The organism is Streptosporangium sp. NPDC023615 (genome assembly GCF_040640155.1).
GTDB lineage: Bacteria > Actinomycetota > Actinomycetes > Streptosporangiales > Streptosporangiaceae > Streptosporangium.
The window spans coordinates 37,706-55,721 of record NZ_JBFABE010000011.1 but is presented as its reverse complement, the minus strand read 5'-3'; the positions used below and the strand labels follow the sequence as shown (position 1 = coordinate 55,721).

The following is an 18,016-nucleotide window of genomic DNA, read 5'->3' as shown; positions in this document are numbered from 1 at the left end:
TCAAGGAGAGAACTCATGCGTAAATGGTGGCCGCTGGTGGCGGTCTGCACGGGCGCCTTCATGCTGCTGGTGGACGTCACGATCGTGATGGTCGCCCTGCCCGACATCGCCGGGGACCTGGGCACCTCGTTCTCGGCCCTGCAGTGGGTGATGGACGTCTACGCGCTGGTCCTGGCGGCGATGCTGCTGGGCGCGGGCTCGCTGGCCGACCTGACCGGCCGGCGCAGGACCTACGTCGCGGGCCTGGCACTGTTCGCGCTCGCGTCCCTGGCCTGCGGCCTGGCGCCGAACATCGGCACGCTCATCGCGGCGCGCGGCCTGCAGGGTCTCGGCGCGGCGGCGATGTACGCGACCACCATGGCCCTGCTGAACACGACCTACCGGGGCAGGGACCGGGGTGTCGCCTTCGGCGTCTGGGGCGCGATCAACGGCGCGGCCGCGGCCGCGGGCCCGATCGCCGGAGGGCTGCTGACCCAGCACTTCGGCTGGCGTTCCATCTTCCTGGTGAACCTGCCGATCAGCCTCGTGGCGATCGTCCTGACGCTGAGGGCCTTCCAGGAGTCCCGCAACCCGCGCGCCCGCGGGCTGGACGTTCCCGGCATGCTGACGTTCGCCGCCGCCGCGGCCGCGATCACCTACGCGCTCATCCGGGCCACCGAGGACGGCTGGGGATCGGGGGTGGTCCTCGGCCTGCTGGCGGCGGGACTCGCGGCCCTGGCCCTGTTCGTCGCGGTGGAGCTCAGGAGCGACGACCCGATGCTCGACCTGTCGCTGTTCCGGGGCCGCGCGTTCACCGGGATCATGATCGGCGCGGCCCTGCTCACGGCGGCGGCCTTCGCCTACCTGGCCTACGTCTCGCTCTGGCTGCAGACGGTCCTGGGGCTGGACGCCGTCCAGGCGGGCCTGGTCATGCTCCCGATGAGCGTCACCGCCTTCGTCGTCGCGGCCGCCGCCGGGCGGCTCCTCCACGACGCCCCGCCCGGCAGGGTCGTCGGCATCGGTCTGCTGATCATCGGTGCGGGCGCGTTCGCCCAGGCGGTGCTCACGGCCGGCTCCGGATGGGCCGCCCTCCTTCCCGGCCTCGCGATCGTGGGCCTGGGCGTGGGGGTGGCGAGCCCTTCCCTGTCGTCGGCGGCGATGGCGTCGGTCCCGCAGGAGCGCGGCGGCATGGCGGCGGGCGCCGTGAACACGTTCCGGCAGCTCGGGTTCGCCTTCGCCGTCGCGATCCTGGGAGGGATCTTCCATTCCGGTGTGGCGGACGGCCTGGACGGCCTGGACAGCGGGGGGCCGGGCGCCGGGGCCGCCGCCCTGATCAGCGGCCGGGCGCACGCGGCGGCCGGCCAGGGGCACGGCCAGGTCGTCCGGGAGGCCTTCGCGCACGGGCTGAACGTCACCATGGTGGCGGCCGGCGTCCTGGGCGTCGTGGCCGGCCTGATCGTCCTGGCGCTCGTGAGGACCTCGGTCCGGGCCCCGGCCGAGCCGGAAGGGGCGGACGCGTCCCGGTGAGTCCCCGGCCCGGTGGGCGGGCGCGTCCCCGCGAGTGGCGTGGAGGGGCGGCCGCGGATCGGGGTCGTGGAGGAGGGCGCGAGAAGAGGACCGTGGAAGAGGACCACAGGAGGAGGGCGGCCCGCCGCGCCGATCTCGGCGCGGCGGGCGGGTGGACGTCCGGATCGTCGGGTACCCGGATCTCCGGGCGTTCGGACGGTCAGGCGTTCTCACGGTTGAAGACGCGGGTCCCGACCGTCACGCAGGCCACCGACAGGGCCACGGTCACGGCGACGCCCACCCCCACGGTCCAGGTCGCGTAGTGACCGGCGAACAGCTCGCGCATGGCCTCCAGCACGTACCGGAAGGGGGTGGCGCGCGAGAGCGCGTCCAGCCAGCCGGGCGCCATCGACATGGGCAGGAACGCGCCGGAGAGCAGGAGCAGCGGGACGATCGCCGTGCTCATGACCGGCGCGAACGCGTCGGGGTCCATGGTGAGCGCGATCGCGTTGGAGAGCGCGGCCAGGCTCACCCCGAGCAGGGTCATCATGGCCAGGACGAGCAGCACGCCGGGAGGCGCCGCGCGCAGCCCGAACGCGTACCCCACCGCGATCAGCAGGATCGACTGGATCAGCAGGGTCAGCGAGCTGGACAGCACCCGGCCGAGGAGCAGGGAGATCCGGTGCGCCGGGGTGACCCGCAGCCGCTCCAGCACGCCCGACTGCAGGTCGAAGACGATGCCGAACCCGGCCAGGCCCGCGCTGAACAGCCCCACCTGGACCAGCAGGCCGGGGATCAGCGTCTCCCACGTCCCGATCGTGGCGAACAGCGGGCCGAACAGCACCAGGTAGAGCATGGGCTGCAGGACCCCGAAGACGATCGCGGCCTTCTGCCGCAGGGATGTCCGGACGTTGTGCCGGAAGATCAGCCATGTCTCCCTGAGGACTCTCGTCGCCCCGTTCACCGCTTCTCACCGGTCGGCCGGGCCACGCGCCGGTCGCCGGACGAAACGGCGGGCGGATCGGCGGGCGGATCGGCAGGCGGATCGGCGACGGGCGGGTCTCCGCCCGGCGGGTCGTCCCTCATGGAACGGCCGGTGACGGCGAGGAAGACGTCGTCGAGGGTGCCTCCGGTGCGGCCCTTGAGCTCGGCCGGGGTGCCCTCGGCGACGATGACGCCGTGGTCGATGACGAAGAGCCGGTCGGCCAGCACGTCCGCCTCGTCGAGGTAGTGGGTGGTCAGGAGGACCGTCAGCCCCGCTCCGTCGCGCAGGGCTCTGACGTGGTCCCACAGACCCGCCCTGGTCTGCGGGTCCAGGCCGGTGGTGGGCTCGTCGAGGAAGAGCAGGGCGGGGTCGTGGACCAGCCCGAAGGCGAGGTCGAACCGGCGGCGCTGACCGCCGGAGAGCGCCCCGCCCGGCCGGTCCCGCAGGCCGGTGAGCCCGAACCGGTCGAGTACCTCCGCGACCCGCTCGCGCGCCCGCGCCGGGCGCATACCGTACAGCGTCGCGTGCAGTTCGAGCTCCTCCCCCACCGGGTTCGCCGGGGCGATCCCGCCTTTCTGCGACACGTAGCCGATGTGCCGCCGCACCCCGGCGGGGTCGGCGAGCAGGTCGTGCCCGGCGACCGTGGCGCCACCCCCGGTGGGGCGCAGCAGCGTGGTCAGCATGCGCATGGTGGTCGTCTTCCCCGCCCCGTTCGGGCCGAGGAATCCGACGATCTCCCCCGCCTCCACGGCCAGATCGATGCCGCGGACGGCCTCGACGCCGCCGGGGAAGGTCTTGCTCAGAGCTGTTGTCCTGATCATGTGATCGCCTCCGTAGGTAAAGTAACACCAAACTTGGTGTCACTACAAAATTTGTTCGGCACCTAGGATGACCTCATGGGTGAGGGCCTGCGGGAGCGCAAGAAGCGAGAGACCAGGCAGCGCATCTCCGACATCGCCACGTGGCTCTTCGTGACGAAGGGCTTCGACAACGTGACGGTGGCGGAGGTCGCCAGGACCGCCGACGTGTCGGTGAACACGGTCTTCAACTACTTCCGCACCAAGGAGGACCTGCTCTTCGACCGCCAGGAGGAGGTCGTGGACCTGCCGAGCAGGGTGGTCCGGGAGCGCCGCCCCGGGGAGAGCGCCCTCCAGGCGCTGCGCCGGGACTTCCTGGACGCGGTCGACACCCGCCACCACCGCTACGGGTTCCACGAGGGGGGCGACGCCTTCGCGCGCATGCTCTCCCGGAGCCCGTCGCTCAACGCCCGGCTGCGGGAGATGAACGCGGCCCGCGAGCTGGCCCTGGCCAGGACGCTCGCCGACGAGGTCGGCGCCGCTCCCGGTGACCTCACCCCCTCACTCGTCGCCGCCCAGGTCTGCGCGGTGCTGAACCGGCTGATGACCCGCGCCGTCGAGCGCATGCTGGCGGGCGAGACCCTGGACGCCATCGCCCCGGACCTGCGCCGGGACGCCGAACGCGGCTTCGCCCTGCTGGAGTCGGGGATCGGCGACTACGGCGTCCGGCGCCCCGGCGCCCCCGTCCCGGCTTCGGCGGCGAGCCCGGATCACGGAACCGGGGTGACGGGCCCGGATGACCGAACCCGAGCGACCGAGCCCGGGTGACCGAACCCGAGCGACGGCCGGGCGGCGAGTTCCGGCCGACGGCCGGGTGACGGGCCCGGGTGACGGGACCGGGTCCGTGCCGAGCCGTTATGATCTTGGCTTGTCCTCGGCCGTTCCGACCCCCGGGAGCCTTCGTGCCGGTGCGCGAGCGTCTCCGCGCCACCCTTGAAACACCCGGTTTCCAGCGGTTCATCGTCGCGGTCATCGTGGTCAACGCGGCCACACTGGGGTTGGAGACCTCGGCCGCGGCCGTACGACGGTACGGCACGGCGCTCACGGCCGTCGACCACCTGGCGCTCTACGTCTTCGTCGCCGAGCTGGGCTGCAAGCTGTACGCCTACGGCCCGCGGTTCTTCCGCAACCCCTGGAACCTGTTCGACACCGCGATCGTGACGGTCTCGCTGCTGCCCACGGCGGGCGGGCTCTCGGTGCTGCGGGCGTTGCGGATCCTGCGGGCGCTACGGCTGATCTCGGTGGTGCCGAGCCTGCGCCGGGTGGTGACCGCGCTGCTGACGGCGATGCCGGGGATGACCTCGATCGTGCTGCTGCTGGCGCTCGTGCTCTACGTCGCGGCCGTGATGGGCACGAAGCTCTACCACGTCACCGCGCCGGACTACTTCGGCGACCTGCCCACCTCGCTGTTCACGCTGTTCCAGATGATGACCGGTGACGCCTGGTCCGACATCACCCGCCAGGTCATGAACACCCACCCCTGGGCGTGGGTGTTCTTCGTGGCCTTCATGCTGGTGTGCACCTTCGTGGTGCTGAACCTGTTCATCGCCGTGGTGGTCAGCGCCATGGAGGAGGAGCACGCGGCGGAGTCCGTCCAGACGACCGAGGACGTGGGCCGGGCCGTGCTCACCGAGCTGGCCGCGCTCCGCGCCGAGGTGCGGGAACTGCGGGACCGGATGCCTGTGGCGGAGGGCGGCTCCCCCGCGGCCGGAGGGAACGGCGCGGGCGCGGGCTCCGGGACGGGAGAGCGCGCCGGTGAGCCCGCCGCCCGGAGGGCGGCGGGACGGCGGCGCGGGTCGGCGGCGGGTCAGCGCGAGTAGAACTCGACCACCATCTGCTCGTCCACGGGCACCACGATCTGCTCGCGCAGCGGGCGGCTGAACAGCGTGAAGCGCAGCTCGGCGTGGTCGACGTCGAGGTAGGGGGCGATCCGCTCGTCGGCGTAGGTCCCCTCGGAGGCCGCCACGAAGGGCTGCATCCTGCGCGACTTCTCGCGCACGGCGATGACCTGGCCCGGCTTGACCAGGTAGCTGGGGATGTCGACCTTGCGGCCGTCCACGGTGATGTGACCGTGGGCGACGTACTGGCGGGCGGCGTAGATGGACGGGGCGAGCCCGGAACGCAGGACCAGCGAGGCCAGGCGCGTCTCCAGCAGCACCACCAGCTCGGCTCCGGAACGGCCGGTGCTGCGCAGCGCCAGGTCCCAGTAACGGCGCATCTGCCGCTCGGAGACGTCGTAGTACCAGCGGAGCTTCTGCTTCTCCATCAAACGGAGCCCGTAGTCGCCCGTCTGCCGGCGGTTGGTCTTGCGTCCGTGCTCGCCCGGCGGGTAGGGGCGCTGCTCGAAGTATCGGACCGCCTTGCGGGTGAGGGGGACGCCGGCCCTGCGGGAAAGGCGCACCTTGGGTCCGGTGTAGCGCATGCTCGCTCCTGTGTGGTTAGGTTTGCCTTAGTTAGGCAAGGCTTATCTTATACAGAAGTATCTCCCCCACCTCAAGGAGAGCCTGTCCATGCAGCCCGTCACCGCCCCGCCCGTCCCCGAGCGGGTCCGCACCCTCGCCGCCACCGCCGCCCCCACCCACGTCTCCATCTCCGGGGCCGACGGTCCCGCGACACCCGCCCGCGGCGGGGTCGACGGCGCGGGCCGGCCGGTGCTGCTCGTCCTGCCGGGGGACCCGCTCTACGACGCGCGGGACGAGCCGGTGGTGACCGTGGACCTGACCTCGACGCGCTCCCTGGGCGAGCACGAGCTCTCGCGCGGCCTGCTCAAGGTGCAGGGCTGGGTGCAGGCCGTACCCGCCGGCGAGGTACGGGAGACGGCGGTGGAGATCGCCGAGCGCTGCCCCGACGAGGCGCTGTTCGAGGTGCTGGAGGGGACGGCGGGACCCCGGCTGCTCCGGGTCGACGTCGGCAGGGTGATCTACCTGACCGGGCCGGAGTCGGGGGTGCTCGACGCCGAGGAGTACCTCGGCGCGACCCCCGACCCGCTGATGGGCGAGGCCGAGCGCATGCTCCACCACGTCAACGGCGCGCACCGCAGGCAACTCGAGGCCGCCCTGAGCTCGCTGCTGGCCTCCCCGGTGCCCGGGGCCTGGCTCTGGGAGCTCGACCGCTTCGGCGCGACCGTCCGGTGCGGCATCGACGACCCGACGCTGATCCGCCTGCCCTGGCCCTCGCCCATCGGCGACGCCGGGTCGCTCGAACACGCCGTGCGCTGCCTGCTCTGCCACCACTGAGACGGCCGCGACGGCGCTCCGCCGGGGACGTCCCGATGCGTGGCGGTCATCCCAGGTCCGTACCGGAAATGACCGCAACGACATTCCGGGAACGATGTCGCGGCCCGCGGAATCGCCCCGGCGGACGTTCTTTCCGCCGGGGCGATTCCGGTGGCAAATCGCACCGGAAAGGCGGGTCAGCCGTTCGGGACCACTTCGGCGGTGTTCTGGACGACCTGGTCGACGAAACCGTAGTCCCTGGCCTCGGTGGCGGTGAACCAGCGGTCACGGTCCCAGTCACGCTCGATCCGGTCCAGCGGCTGCCCGGTGTGGAAGGCGATCCGCTCGCGCATCGTCTGCTTGGTGTGGAGCATCTGCTCGGCCTGGATGGCGATGTCGGCGGCCGTGCCGCCGAGCCCTCCCGAGGGCTGGTGCATGATCACGCGGGCGTGCGGCAGGATGAACCGCTTGCCGGGCGCGCCCGAGCAGAGCAGGAACTGTCCCATCGATCCCGCGATGCCCATGGCCACGGTGGCGACGTCGTTGCGCACGTACTGCATCACGTCGTAGATGGCCATGCCCGCCGAGACCGAACCGCCGGGCGAGTTGATGTAGAGCCAGATGTCACGCCGGTCGTCGTCGGCGGCGAGCAGGAGCAACTCGCCGCAGATCCGGTTGGCGACCTCGTCGTCGACCTCGCTGCCGAGCACGACGATCCGCTTGCGCAGCAACCGCTGGTAAAGCTGATCTTCGGGGACGATCTGCGGACCGCTCATGCCTTCCACCCGTTCCGGATCCATGGTCTGCGGACAACGAACACCCGTGACCATAGTCCCGGCCGGGGCGATGATTTCCGCTCGTTCGCTGTGAGCGCTTTCCGCCCAGAGCGCAGCTTTCGTTTGACTTTCACGGGATCGCCCTCGTTCCGGTGCCCGGCGCTCAGGCCCTGCCCCGGCGGGGGTCCCGGGCGGGCATGTTTACCTCCCCCGATGCGGGACAGGGGTTACCACTGCATGGACGAAGTTCCATAAACGGGAGGAATGACACCATGGGTACCGACGACAAGATCTCCAACAAGGCCGAGGAGCTCGGGGGCAAGCTCAAGGAGGGCGCGGGTCGCGCCACCGGTGACGAGCGCCTCGAGGCCGAGGGCAGGACCGACCAGAGCGAGAGCCACCTCAAGCAGGCCGGGGAGAAGCTGAAGGACGGCGCGGAGAAGGTCAAGGACGCCTTCAAGAGCTGACCTGAGACCAGCCCCGTGGCGGGGGTCCCGGAATCTCCGGGACCCCCGCCGCCGTTTTCGGGGCGGGGATTCCAGGATCGGCCCCGGGGCGGGGCTCCCTGAACGGGGACCCTCAGGACGCGGGCCCCACCTCGGGTTCGGCCGTCTTGCCGGCTTCGGCCGCCGCAGCGTCCTCGGTGTCCTCGGTGTCCTCGGTGTCCTCGGTGTCCTCGGCCGTCTCCCCTTCGGAGCCGCCGGAGCCGTCCTCCGCGCTCCCCCCGCCGTCCCCGGCCGTCCCGCCGGTCGGCTCGTCCCCCTGGGCGTCGTGTCCCTCCCCGGCGTGCCCCTCCTCGGGACCGTCCTCCCCGGGGACGCGGCGCGCGTCGTCGGGGTCCGCCAGCAGCGGGCGTTCCGGGAAGGTGGTGTCAGAGCCCGAGCGCTCCGCCACGACCCGGCTCTCCCCGTCGGGGCCTCGCGGGCCCGCGGGAGGCGGCGCCTGCTCCGGCGCGCCCTCCTCGGAGTCCTGCTCGGGCGCGTCCCCCTCGGACGCCCCGTCCGGCACGTCGCCTTCGTGGACCTGGTCCTCCGGGGCGTCGCACCGGGCCGTCTCTTCGCTGATCTCAGGGTTCTCGGTCATGGCGACCCCCTCCCCCGGCAAACCCTAAATATGTCGCCGCCAGGCATGGGACCGGTCGATCGGGTAGGGAGTCACCGACGAAGGGAGTGAGGTCATGACGGTCACCCGGTTTCAGGACCTGCCGCTGGCCGACGGCGACAGGGCGTGGGACGGCGACGCGGCCGAGAAGCGCGTCCGCTCCTGGGCCGACGCCGAGGAGGAGCCCAACGCCCGTTACCGCGAGGCGCACCTCTGGTACGACGGCGACAAGCCCGAGGACTTCGGGAGCTACAAGCTGCCCATCGCCGACGTGATCGGCGGGAGGCTCAAGGTCGTACCGCACGCCGTACGGGCGGCCGGAGGCGTGCTGCAGGGGGCGCGCGGCGGGGTGAACGTGCCGGAGGAGGAGCTCGGCAGGATCAAGGCGCACCTGGCCAAGTACTACGCCAAGATGGGCGAGACCGCCCCCTGGGAACGCTGACGGCGATGACACGTTTCGAGTTCGACTTCGACCCGGCCTGGCGGACCCCGCTCTCGTTGCTCGGGATCGCCCCCGGCAAGGCCTTCGCCGAGGTCCGCGAGGGCACGTTCGCGGTCCGCTTCGGCCCCTGGTCGCTGCGGACCCCCCTGTCCAACGTCCTGGACACCGACGTGACCGGCCCGTACACGCCCTGGAAGGTCATCGGGCCGCACCTGTCGCTGGCCGACCGGGGGGTGACGTTCGGGACCAACGCCAGGAAGGGTCTGTGCGTCCGGTTCCGCTCCCCCGTGCCGGCCCTGGTTCCCGGCGGTTTTCTGACCCACCCGGGAGCAACCCTGACGGTCTCGGCTCCCGAAGAACTGGCCGAGGCCCTCGAACGGGCACGCGAGGTGTGAACCGGACACATGAGCGGGGCACATCCGGGTAAAGGGTGCATTCAAAGCAAGGAGGGGAAATATGACTTCCGAAGGACAGATGCCTGAGACGACCTCGGCGTCCGGCAAGCCGATGGTCAGGGGTACCCCGCGCGATGTCGCGCACATCCGGTTCGGGTCGTTCGCGCTGGTCGCGGTGATCGCCCTTGGTGTGCTCGGAGTCGTGGCGGGCATTCCCTGGCTGACGATCGTCGCGGGCGTGCTGGCCGTGGTCGTCATCGGGGACATCGTGCTGGCGATGCGCCGCCAGTCACGCACGCCCTCGGGCAGCACGACCGAAGCGGGTTAGCGGACCCGGGCGCGTTCCGCGTCCGGCCGCCCGCCCCGGCGACGAACGGCCCCGGTGACGATCTCCCGGGGCACGAGCCGCAGGCGGGCCCGCCCGGCCGGGACGCCGCCCGTACGACACGGGGTGTAGACGGAAGACCTTCCTGTGGGGGACGGTCGGGCGGGCGTTCACGGCCACAGTGGAACGGACATCACGACGACCGTGTCCGCTCCCACCGCGCCGCCCCGTCCCTCCCGGGCCCCGACGGCAACGGATCACCTTCCGCGCGTCCGGGACGAGGGCGGGACGCGGCGCGGTACGTGCCCGGAAGGCGATCCCATGCCCGAGCCCGTCCCGTCCCCGGCGACCCCCCCGGCCGGATCCGCCCCGTCCGGGGCACCCGCGGCCCCGCCCGGTGAACGCGGCGCCCGGCCCGCCGGGCGTCGTTCCGGCAGGGCCATGCCTCCCCCGCTCCGCAGGACCGTCCTCACCGCGCACGTGGCGATCTCGGTCGGCTGGCTCGGGCTCGACCTGGGACTGCTCGCCCTCGGCGTCACCGCGCTGACCACCGGCGACCCCGCGCTGGTACGGGCCTCCTACCTGGCCATGGACGTCCTGGCCGACACCCTGATCGTCCCCGTGGGCCTGACCGCGGTGCTGACCGGCGTCCTGCTCGGCCTGTACACGCCCTGGGGCCTGGTCAGGTACCACTGGGTGCTCGTCAAGCTGGTGACCACCACGGCCGCGTTGATCGCCTCGGTGTTCGCGCTCCGCCCACAGATCGAGGAGGCCGCCGCCTGGGTGTCGAGGGCGGGGGGCGCGCCGCTCCCCCTCCCGGACCGGGGCGAGCTGAGCCTGGTCGCCGCGCCGGGCGTCGCCCTGACCGTCTACCTGCTCAACGTGGCGCTGTCGACGTTCAAGCCGTTCGGCCGCACGGCGTACGGGCGGCGGCGGGCGCCCCGGGGCACCGGACGCGCCAACGGTACCGAGCGCGTCGAACGCGCCGGCGGCACCGCGACGCGGGCCCCCCGGGGGCGCTCGGCCCGCTGAGGCCGGAGCTCGCGCCCGGGCGCGAGCCGGGGGCACGGACCGGGGGCACGGACCGGGGCACGGACCCAGGCATGGCCGGGAGCTCGGCGATCATGAGGTCGACGCGGGCGACCGGCCCTCCCGTCCCCGCCCCCGCCCCTGTCCCTGTCCCGCCACCGTGTTACCAAAGCGTTTCTCAACGGGGCTGAACTTTTTTCACATCTTACATTATCGTCCGTTGCACCCCCCATCAGGAGGAAGAAATGATCAGGAGAGTCACAGGGGCCGCGGCCGGTATGGCACTGCTCGCCGGGCTCGTCGCTTGCGGCGGCGGCACCGGGACGGCCTCGGAGGCCACGACGCTGACGTACTGGATGTTCCAGGACCGCACCCCGCAGGCCGGGGAGGTCGTCGAGAAACTGCGCGCGGACTTCGAGAAGGCCAACAAGGTCAGCGTCAAGATCGTCAAGATCCCCAAGGACGACTACAACACCAAGCTGGGAAGCGCGGTCGCCGCCGGGACCGTCCCCGACGTCGGCATCCTGGACCAGCCCCTGGTGGCCAGGTACGCGCTGGACGGCACCATCAGGGAGGTGCCCGCCGGCACGGCCGACGAGAAGGCGTACTACAAGGGCGCCCTCGACACCAACCGGGTGAACGGCAAGCTCTACGGCCTGCCGCTGGACCACACCGCGGTCGCGCTCTTCTACAACAAGAAGCTGATCCCGACGCCGCCCAAGACCTGGGACGAGCTCAAGCAGATGGCCGCGAAGGTCCACCAGGACGACCCGAAGACCGCCGGGATCGTGGTGCCCAAGGGCGACGGCTACGGCGGCTGGATGTGGCCGGGCTTCGTCGCGGGCGCCGGCGGCTCCATGGTCGACGAGAAGGACAAGAAGATCCTGTTCGACCAGCAGCCCGGGGTGGAGGCGCTCCAGCTCTGGGTGGACCTGCTGCCCTCCTCGCCCAGGGCGATCACCGACTCGGACAAGGCCTTCGAGAACGGCCTGGCCGCGATGACGATCTCCGGGCCGTGGGACGTGGCCAACATCAAGGACCAGTTCCCCGACCTGGAGTTCAGCACCGCCCCGCTGCCGTACAAGACCGAGCCCGCCGGGAACATCGGCGGCGAGAACGCGGTGGTCTTCAGCAAGGGCAAGAACGCCGAGCTGGCCTGGAAGTGGCTCGCGCATCTGACGAGCGCCGAGAACAACACCGCGCTGGCACAGGCGCTCGGTGGCTTCCCGACCAACGTGGCCGCGGCCGAGAAGGACGCCGCGAGCTTCGGTCCCGACCAGGCCGCGTTCCTGGAGCAGCTCAAGGTCGCCCAGGCCCGCCCCGCCCTGCCGGAGTGGATCCAGATCAACGACGAGATCATCGCCCCCGCCATCGAGGCGGCGCTGAGCGGCAAGAAGACCTCCCAGGAGGCGCTCACCGAGGCCGCGGGCAAGACGCGCGCGCTGCTCGGCTGGAACGGCTAACGCGAAAGCGAGGCGAACGTGGCATCTCCGGTGCTGGCCGACCAGCCCACCGTGACGCCCCGTCCCGGGCGGCCCCGCCGCCGCCCGGGCCTCGGGCGGCGCGACCACGTCATCGGGTGGCTCCTGATCGCCCCCGCGATGATCTATTTCGTGATCTTCATGCTCTACCCGGCACTGGCCGCGCTGTACTACAGCTTCACCGACTGGAACCTGCGGTCGGCGGCGAACTGGGTGGGCCTGGCCAACTACTCCGACCTGCTCTTCGACGACGTGAAGTACCCGCACTTCTGGAAGTCGGTCCAGGTCACCCTGCTCTACACGGTGATCGCCGTGCCGCTGACGCTGGTCACCGCCCTGGCCCAGGCCCTGCTGATCAACATGATCCGCCGCGGCTCCAACGCCTTCCGGCTGCTGCTCTTCCTGCCGGTGGTGACCGCCGAGGCCGCGGTGGGCGTCATCTGGCGCTGGCTGTACGACCCCCGCTACGGGCTGGTCAACGGCTTCCTCGAACTGTTCGGCATCCCCGGGCAGAACTGGCTCAACACCCCCGAGCTGGTCATCCCGGCGCTGGCGTTCATCGCGGCCTGGCAGTGCGGCATCTCGATGCTCATCTACCTGGCCGGGCTGAAGGGCGTCCCGGGCTCGATCCGCGAGGCCGCCATCATCGACGGCGCCGGTCCCCTCCAGCGCTTCTGGAGGGTCGTCGTGCCGATGCTGCGGCCCACGACCTTCTACCTGCTGGTCACCGGGGTGATCGCGGCGCTCCAGGTCTTCGGCCTGGTCTACGTGATCCTGTCGGGCGGCGGCGGCAGGAGCGTCACCGGCGGCCCCGAGCAGTCGGGCCTGACCTACGTGCTGCACCTGTACCTGTACGCGTTCCGCTACGACGCGATGGGCGCGGCCTGCGCGATGTCGTTCGTCCTGCTCGTGTTCATCATGATCATTACTGCGCTGCAGTTCAGGTTCGTCAGGCAGGAGGCGTCGTGAGGACGGCGAGGAACGTACGGCTCGCGCCCGTCTACGTCGCGCTGGCGCTGCTGGCGGCGGTGTCGGTCGTGCCGTTCCTGTGGATGCTGGCGACCTCCTTCAAGCACGGCTCGGACGTCTACACCAAGGTGCCCAGCCTGCTGCCGCTGGACCGCAGGACCGGCGAGTGGTCGCCCACCCTGGAGAACTACTCCTACGTCCTGGAGTTCGGCGGGATGGGCCAGGCGTTCGTCAACAGCGTCTGGGTCTGCCTGATCCTGGTCCCGGCCAAGCTGCTGATCGACGCGCTGGCCGCCTACGCCTTCGCCCGCATCCCCTTCCCCGGCCGGGACAAGATCTTCGTCCTGCTGCTCGCCGGCATGATGGTCCCCACGATCACGCTCCTGGTGCCGCGCCTGCACGTCACGCAGGCGCTGGGCATGTTCGACTCCGGATGGGGCCTGATCGTGCCCAACGTGGCCTCGGTGCTGGACATCTTCCTGCTGCGCCAGTTCTTCCTGTCGCTGCCCACGGAGCTGGAGGAGGCCGCGCGCATCGACGGCGCGAGCCGGATGCAGATCTTCTGGCGGATCGTCGTGCCGCTGTCGAAGCCGGTGCTGGCGGTCGTGACGATCACCAGCTTCATCTTCCACTGGAACGACCTGATCTGGCCGCTGGTGGTGCTCAACGACCCCGAGCTCTACACGCTGCCGCTGGCCCTGCAGCAGCTCGCCAGCGGTGAGTCGGGGCGGGCCTACTACATGATGGCCGGGGCCGCGCTGGCGGTCGTCCCGGTCATCGTGGTCCTGATGATCTTCCAGCGCCGCATCATGGAGGGGATCGCGTTCACCGGGCTCAAGAGCTGACCCCCGCCGACGCGGGGAGCGGCGCCGGGAACCGGCCCGCCCCCCGTCCGGCACGGATGGCGATCCCCAGCCGCCAAAAAGGTGTTGAACCAGGTCAGAAGGGGAATTTTTCTCCCAGAACCACCATCGCTCCCGGGAGCACCCCGGCGAGGAGGGCGTCATCACGCCCGAGGTCCGAACACGACGCCGCGCCATCGCGGTGACGTTCGGCGATTGATCGATGACTTTTCGTCATGACGGTCCCGGACGCCCCGGCCGAACGGCGGGCGCCCGGAATCCGGGGGAGCGGGGAATCCGAGGGAGCGGGCCGGACGCGTGGAAGCCGCTCGCGGCCTCGGACACCCGGCCGGTGGGATCTGACCGCTCATGGACCTGTGAAGACCTGTGAAGTCGTACAGGAATGGCGAGAGGGGACGGGGATGACCGGTCTCGCGACCGAGAACGCGCTGGTCCGGGATGTCGACGCCGTGGAGGCCTTCGCGCGGCGCTGCTTCTCCGGCTCTCCCGGCGACCTCTTGGGGGTGGAGCTGGAGTTCCTGGTGTTCGACCGTACGGCCCCCGCCCGTCAGGTCCCGATCCCCAGGATCTCCGGCGCCCTGCCACCGCTGCCCGGCGGGAGCGTGGTGACCTTCGAGCCGGGCGGCCAGTTGGAGCTCTCCGGCCCGCCGGGCCCCCTGCCCGACGCGATCGGCCGCCTCACCCGCGATGTCGAGGCCGTGCGCGAGGCGTTGCGCGAGGCGGACCTGGTGCTGGCCGGGGTGGGACTCGACCCGCTGCGGCCGGCCTGGCGGCAACTGCGCCTGCCCCGGTACGAGGCCATGGCCGAGTTCCTCGGCGCGCCGTACGGGTCGCTGATGATGTGCTCGACCGCGTCGATCCAGGTCAACCTGGACCTGGGCCCGGACCCCGTGAAGCGCTGGGAACGCGCCCACCTGCTCGGTCCCGTCCTGGTGGCGGCCTTCGCCTGCTCGCCGCTGAGCGGGAGCCGGCCGTGCGGGTGGATGTCGGGCCGCCAGGCGGTGTGGGAGCGGCTCGACCCCACGCGGACGGCCGCCGTTCCCGCGACCGGCGATCCGGCCGCCGACTGGGCGCGGTACCTGCTCGACGCCCGCCTGATGGCGGTACGCGAGGACACCGGCCCCGGCGAGGACAGCGAGAAGGGCGAGAACGGCGAGAACGGCGAGAACGGCGAGAACGGGGTGCGTTACCGGCCCGTCCGGGACGGCTCGGCCTTCCGTGACCTGCTGGCCGCGTCCCGCGAGGCGCCGACCCTGGCGGACCTGACGTACCACGCCACCACCCTCTTCCCGCCGGTGCGGCCGCGCGGCTGGCTGGAGATCCGCTACCTCGACGCCCAGGGTCCGGCGGGCTGGCAGGTGTGCGCGGCGGTGACGCACGCCCTCGTGACCGACGACCGCGCGGCCGACGCGGCGCTGGCCGCGGTGGAGCCGTGCGCGGGCATGTGGCTCCAGGCGGGGCGCCGCGGGCTGGCCGAGTCCCGGCTGAGGGACGCGGCCGACGACTGTTTCCGCGCCGCGCTCGCGGCGCTGCCCCGGCTGGGGGCGCCGCCGGACCTGGTCCGCGAGGTCGCCGCCTTCGCGGACCGCCACGTGACCCCCGGCCGGTCCCCCGCCGCGGATCTGCTGGAACTGGTGAGGGGCCCGGAGGGGCGCCTGCCGGCCTGGCTGGCCGGGGAGGGGCGGGCCTGACGTCCTCCCGGCCGGACGGCCGCCGGCCCGGCGGGCCGGAGGGGGGCCGGGCCCGACGTCTCCCGGATCCGGCCGCCGCCGGTCCGGCCGGCCGGGGGGCGGACCGCCCTTTCGGATCGGACCGCGCGGGTCCCACTCAGGAGGTATGGGATGAGTGACTTCAAGGAACGGATCGCCGCCGAGCTGACCGCCGCGCGGAGCCGGTCCATCGCCTACACCGACGCCGAGGACGACCTGCTGGTCAGGCAGCACTCGCCGCTGATGTCCCCGCTGGTGTGGGATCTGGCGCACGTGGGCAACTACGAGGAACTGTGGGTGCTGCGGCAGGCCGGTGGGATCGCCCCGCTCCGCCCGGAGATCGACGAGCTGTACGACGCGTTCCGGCACCCGCGCGCCGACCGCCCGTCCCTTCCCGTCCTGGGGCCCGGCGAGGCGCGCCACTACATCGGGGGCGTGCGCGGCCGGGTGCTGGACGTCCTGGACGAGATCGACCTGCACGGTCCCGACCCCCTGCACCGGGACGGCTTCGTCTTCGGCCTGGTGATCCAGCACGAGCACCAGCACGACGAGACGATGCTGGCGACCCTGCAGCTGTCCGGCGAGGCGGGCCTGGTCGGTGACGGTGAGCTGCCGCCCGCCGGCCTGACGGGTCCCGCCGAGGTGTTCGTCCCGCCGGGCTCCTTCGTGATGGGCACGGACACCCAGCCGTGGGCCTACGACAACGAGCGTCCCGCCCACCGGGTCGACCTGCCCGGCTACTGGATCGACAGGCTCCCCGTCGGCAACCGCGCCTACGCCGACTTCGTCGAGGACGGCGGCTACGACGACCCCCGGTGGTGGAGCGGGGAGGGCGTGCACTGGCTGCGGCACAGCCGGGCCTTCGCGCCGCTGTTCTGGAGGCGGGACGGCGGGACCTGGTGGCGTACCCGCTTCGGCCGGGCCGAGCCCGTGCCCATGGACGAGCCCGTCCAGCACGTGTGCTGGTACGAGGCCGAGGCCTACGCCCGGTGGGCCGGGCGGCGGCTGCCGACCGAGGCCGAGTGGGAGAGGGCCTGCGGCTGGGACGCCGAGGCGGAACGGGCCCTGCGCCACCCCTGGGGGGACGACGCGCCGGGGCCCGGCAGGGCGAACCTCGGCCACCGGGCGGCGCGGCCCGCGCCGCTGGGAGCCTTTCCTGCCGGGGCCTCCCCCTGCGGGGCCGAGCAGATGGTCGGGGACGTGTGGGAGTGGACGGCCTCGTGGTTCCTGCCGTACCCGGGCTTCAGGAGCTTTCCCTACCCCGAGTACAGCGAGGTCTTCTTCGACCGCCGCCACCGGGTGCTGCGCGGCGGGTCGTGGGCGTCGGACCCGGCGGTGGTGCGCACGACGTTCCGGAACTGGGACCGTCCGGCCCGCAGGCAGATCTTCTCCGGCTTCCGGTGCGCCCGCTCGGCCCCGGCCGGGGACTCCCCGCGTGCCCGCCCGGCCTCCGCCGAGGGCTCCCGCCGTGTCCGCCCGGCCTCCGCCGGGGAGGGGTAGATGTGCCGCCACGCGGCATGGCTGGGCACCCCCCGCACCCTGGCCTCGCTGGTCCACGAGCCCGGTCACGGCCTGCTGCGGCAGTCCTACGCGCCGCGCCTGCAGCGTCACGGCACCGTCAACGCCGACGGGTTCGGGGTCGCCTGGTACGACGCCGCCCGCGCGGAACCGGTCCGCTACCGGCGGGCGATCCCCATCTGGGCCGACGCGAACCTGCCCGGCATCGCGCGGGCGGCGAGGTCGGGCTGCCTGCTGGCCGCCGTGCGGTCGGCCACCGCGGGGATGCCGATCGAGGAGAGCGCGACCCCGCCGTTCACCGACGGGGCATGGCTGGTCAGCCACAACGGGCGGGTCTCGCGGGAGGTGGCCGGGGAACTCGCCGACGACGCGGAGAGCACGTGCGACTCGGCGTGGCTGGCCGCCGCGGTGTTCGCGCGCCGGCGCGCGGGCGACCCGCTCGGCGAGGCCCTGACGGAGATCGTCACCCGGGCCGGCGTGAAGGATCCCGGCGCCCGCCTGAACCTGCTCGCCTGCGACGGCGTCTCGGTCGCCGCGACCGCCTGGGGGGACACGCTCTTCGTCCACCTCGGCGACCACGCGCGCGACGGGGTGCTCGTCGCGAGCGAGCCCCTGGACGGCCGGCCCGGCTGGCGGGCCGTGCCGGACCGGACCCTGGTCCTCGCCTCACCCGACGGCGTACGTGTCCGGCCGCTCTGACCGGCCCCCGCCGCGGGCGCCGCCGGCCCCGCAGGGCCGCGAACGCCCCGGGACCGGCCCCGGAGGCCACCGGCCGTGAACGTCTCCGGACGACCGCCGGAGGCGACCCTCCGTGAACGTCCCCGGGCGAACCGGGGCGACCGAGCGTGAACGTCCCCGGGCGAACC

General features: G+C 72.3%; 20 protein-coding genes. 15 read left to right on the top strand and 5 right to left on the bottom strand.

Features of this window, described 5'->3' with window-relative positions; translation table 11 throughout:
- The first annotated feature begins 15 nt into the window (after positions 1 to 15).
- Positions 16 to 1,506 (top strand): MFS transporter, encoded by a 1,491-nt coding sequence (locus AB0G16_RS11450; RefSeq protein WP_362802406.1) that lies wholly within the window; start codon positions 16 to 18, stop codon positions 1,504 to 1,506.
- Between the two features lie 199 nt (positions 1,507 to 1,705).
- On the opposite strand, the gene AB0G16_RS11445 is transcribed toward AB0G16_RS11450, so the two are convergent.
- Positions 1,706 to 2,449, bottom strand: coding sequence for an ABC transporter permease (locus tag AB0G16_RS11445; protein WP_362802402.1), 744 nt, complete (start codon positions 2,447 to 2,449; stop codon positions 1,706 to 1,708).
- Positions 2,446 to 3,291 carry an ATP-binding cassette domain-containing protein gene (locus tag AB0G16_RS11440; protein ID WP_362802399.1) on the bottom strand — a complete coding sequence of 282 codons (846 nt, stop codon included), beginning with the start codon at positions 3,289 to 3,291 and terminating at the stop codon, positions 2,446 to 2,448. Before AB0G16_RS11440 ends, AB0G16_RS11445 begins: the two co-directional genes overlap by 4 nt.
- Positions 3,292 to 3,366: 75 nt before the next feature.
- On the opposite strand from AB0G16_RS11440, the gene AB0G16_RS11435 reads away from it, so the two are divergent.
- Complete coding sequence (locus AB0G16_RS11435; RefSeq protein WP_362802396.1) at positions 3,367 to 4,095, top strand: TetR/AcrR family transcriptional regulator; 729 nt, start codon at positions 3,367 to 3,369, stop codon at positions 4,093 to 4,095.
- A 140-nt stretch (positions 4,096 to 4,235) separates the two neighbouring features.
- Entirely contained in the window at positions 4,236 to 5,147 is a 912-nt protein-coding gene (locus AB0G16_RS11430; protein ID WP_362802393.1) for an ion transporter, read from the top strand.
- Here AB0G16_RS11430 and rpsD read toward each other — a convergent pair.
- Positions 5,135 to 5,749 (bottom strand): 30S ribosomal protein S4, encoded by a 615-nt coding sequence (gene rpsD, locus AB0G16_RS11425; RefSeq protein WP_362802390.1) that lies wholly within the window; start codon positions 5,747 to 5,749, stop codon positions 5,135 to 5,137. The two genes, AB0G16_RS11430 and rpsD, sit on opposite strands and share 13 nt — an antisense overlap.
- A gap of 88 nt (positions 5,750 to 5,837) precedes the next feature.
- On the opposite strand from rpsD, the gene AB0G16_RS11420 reads away from it, so the two are divergent.
- On the top strand, positions 5,838 to 6,563 hold the full coding sequence (locus tag AB0G16_RS11420; RefSeq protein WP_362802387.1) for a DUF2470 domain-containing protein: 726 nt from the start codon (positions 5,838 to 5,840) through the stop codon (positions 6,561 to 6,563).
- Positions 6,564 to 6,739: 176 nt separating this feature from the next.
- Here AB0G16_RS11420 and AB0G16_RS11415 read toward each other — a convergent pair whose 3' ends face one another.
- A complete protein-coding gene (locus AB0G16_RS11415; RefSeq protein WP_362802384.1) occupies positions 6,740 to 7,318 on the bottom strand; it encodes an ATP-dependent Clp protease proteolytic subunit in 579 nt (192 codons plus the stop codon).
- A gap of 272 nt (positions 7,319 to 7,590) precedes the next feature.
- Between AB0G16_RS11415 and AB0G16_RS11410 the strand changes: the two genes are divergently transcribed.
- Positions 7,591 to 7,785 (top strand): CsbD family protein, encoded by a 195-nt coding sequence (locus AB0G16_RS11410; RefSeq protein WP_344908416.1) that lies wholly within the window; start codon positions 7,591 to 7,593, stop codon positions 7,783 to 7,785.
- 112 nt (positions 7,786 to 7,897) lie between these two features.
- Here the strand turns inward: AB0G16_RS11410 and AB0G16_RS11405 are convergent, their stop codons facing one another.
- The gene (locus AB0G16_RS11405) at positions 7,898 to 8,401 is read right to left on the bottom strand and encodes a hypothetical protein (RefSeq protein ID WP_362802381.1); all 504 of its coding nucleotides are present in this window, start codon (positions 8,399 to 8,401) and stop codon (positions 7,898 to 7,900) included.
- A gap of 94 nt (positions 8,402 to 8,495) precedes the next feature.
- Here AB0G16_RS11405 and AB0G16_RS11400 point away from each other — a divergent pair, with 94 nt between their 5' ends.
- The 10 genes from AB0G16_RS11400 (at position 8,496) to egtC (ending at position 17,849) form a co-directional block, all read left to right on the top strand.
- Positions 8,496 to 8,861: a hypothetical protein gene (locus AB0G16_RS11400; protein ID WP_362802377.1), complete on the top strand. Its 366-nt coding sequence runs from the start codon at positions 8,496 to 8,498 to the stop codon at positions 8,859 to 8,861.
- A 5-nt stretch (positions 8,862 to 8,866) separates the two neighbouring features.
- Positions 8,867 to 9,256: a hypothetical protein gene (locus tag AB0G16_RS11395; RefSeq protein WP_362802374.1), complete on the top strand. Its 390-nt coding sequence runs from the start codon at positions 8,867 to 8,869 to the stop codon at positions 9,254 to 9,256.
- Positions 9,257 to 9,335: 79 nt separating this feature from the next.
- Positions 9,336 to 9,584, top strand: a complete 249-nt coding sequence (locus tag AB0G16_RS11390) for a hypothetical protein (RefSeq protein ID WP_362802371.1) — start codon at positions 9,336 to 9,338, stop codon at positions 9,582 to 9,584.
- A 318-nt stretch (positions 9,585 to 9,902) separates the two neighbouring features.
- On the top strand, positions 9,903 to 10,613 hold the full coding sequence (locus AB0G16_RS11385; protein ID WP_362802368.1) for a hypothetical protein: 711 nt from the start codon (positions 9,903 to 9,905) through the stop codon (positions 10,611 to 10,613).
- A 242-nt stretch (positions 10,614 to 10,855) separates the two neighbouring features.
- Positions 10,856 to 12,073, top strand: a complete 1,218-nt coding sequence (locus tag AB0G16_RS11380) for an ABC transporter substrate-binding protein (protein ID WP_362802365.1) — start codon at positions 10,856 to 10,858, stop codon at positions 12,071 to 12,073.
- Positions 12,074 to 12,091: 18 nt separating this feature from the next.
- Entirely contained in the window at positions 12,092 to 13,060 is a 969-nt protein-coding gene (locus AB0G16_RS11375) for a sugar ABC transporter permease (protein WP_362802362.1), read from the top strand.
- A complete protein-coding gene (locus AB0G16_RS11370) occupies positions 13,057 to 13,905 on the top strand; it encodes a carbohydrate ABC transporter permease (RefSeq protein WP_362802359.1) in 849 nt (282 codons plus the stop codon). The genes AB0G16_RS11375 and AB0G16_RS11370 overlap by 4 nt, the downstream gene beginning before the upstream one ends.
- Before the next feature lie 419 nt (positions 13,906 to 14,324).
- Positions 14,325 to 15,614 carry an ergothioneine biosynthesis glutamate--cysteine ligase EgtA gene (gene egtA / locus AB0G16_RS11365; RefSeq protein WP_362802356.1) on the top strand — a complete coding sequence of 430 codons (1,290 nt, stop codon included), beginning with the start codon at positions 14,325 to 14,327 and terminating at the stop codon, positions 15,612 to 15,614.
- A 150-nt stretch (positions 15,615 to 15,764) separates the two neighbouring features.
- Positions 15,765 to 17,132, top strand: a complete 1,368-nt coding sequence (egtB, locus tag AB0G16_RS11360) for an ergothioneine biosynthesis protein EgtB (RefSeq protein ID WP_362802353.1) — start codon at positions 15,765 to 15,767, stop codon at positions 17,130 to 17,132.
- Positions 17,133 to 17,849 (top strand): ergothioneine biosynthesis protein EgtC, encoded by a 717-nt coding sequence (egtC, locus tag AB0G16_RS11355; protein WP_362802350.1) that lies wholly within the window; start codon positions 17,133 to 17,135, stop codon positions 17,847 to 17,849.
- Positions 17,850 to 18,016 lie beyond the last annotated feature (167 nt).

Excerpts from the sequence above, each read along its gene's own strand:
- AB0G16_RS11450 (WP_362802406.1), top strand. The coding sequence starts at position 16 with ATGCGTAAATGGTGGCCGCTGGTGGCGGTCTGCACGGGCGCCTTCATG.
- AB0G16_RS11440 (WP_362802399.1), bottom strand. The coding sequence starts at position 3,291 with ATGATCAGGACAACAGCTCTGAGCAAGACCTTCCCCGGCGGCGTCGAG.
- AB0G16_RS11435 (WP_362802396.1), top strand. The coding sequence starts at position 3,367 with ATGGGTGAGGGCCTGCGGGAGCGCAAGAAGCGAGAGACCAGGCAGCGC.
- rpsD (WP_362802390.1), bottom strand. The coding sequence starts at position 5,749 with ATGCGCTACACCGGACCCAAGGTGCGCCTTTCCCGCAGGGCCGGCGTC.
- AB0G16_RS11420 (WP_362802387.1), top strand. The coding sequence starts at position 5,838 with ATGCAGCCCGTCACCGCCCCGCCCGTCCCCGAGCGGGTCCGCACCCTC.
- AB0G16_RS11415 (WP_362802384.1), bottom strand. The coding sequence starts at position 7,318 with ATGAGCGGTCCGCAGATCGTCCCCGAAGATCAGCTTTACCAGCGGTTG.
- AB0G16_RS11410 (WP_344908416.1), top strand. The coding sequence starts at position 7,591 with ATGGGTACCGACGACAAGATCTCCAACAAGGCCGAGGAGCTCGGGGGC.
- AB0G16_RS11405 (WP_362802381.1), bottom strand. The coding sequence starts at position 8,401 with ATGACCGAGAACCCTGAGATCAGCGAAGAGACGGCCCGGTGCGACGCC.
- AB0G16_RS11400 (WP_362802377.1), top strand. The coding sequence starts at position 8,496 with ATGACGGTCACCCGGTTTCAGGACCTGCCGCTGGCCGACGGCGACAGG.
- AB0G16_RS11395 (WP_362802374.1), top strand. The coding sequence starts at position 8,867 with ATGACACGTTTCGAGTTCGACTTCGACCCGGCCTGGCGGACCCCGCTC.
- AB0G16_RS11390 (WP_362802371.1), top strand. The coding sequence starts at position 9,336 with ATGCCTGAGACGACCTCGGCGTCCGGCAAGCCGATGGTCAGGGGTACC.
- AB0G16_RS11385 (WP_362802368.1), top strand. The coding sequence starts at position 9,903 with ATGCCCGAGCCCGTCCCGTCCCCGGCGACCCCCCCGGCCGGATCCGCC.
- AB0G16_RS11380 (WP_362802365.1), top strand. The coding sequence starts at position 10,856 with ATGATCAGGAGAGTCACAGGGGCCGCGGCCGGTATGGCACTGCTCGCC.
- egtA (WP_362802356.1), top strand. The coding sequence starts at position 14,325 with ATGACCGGTCTCGCGACCGAGAACGCGCTGGTCCGGGATGTCGACGCC.
- egtB (WP_362802353.1), top strand. The coding sequence starts at position 15,765 with ATGAGTGACTTCAAGGAACGGATCGCCGCCGAGCTGACCGCCGCGCGG.
- egtC (WP_362802350.1), top strand. The coding sequence starts at position 17,133 with ATGTGCCGCCACGCGGCATGGCTGGGCACCCCCCGCACCCTGGCCTCG.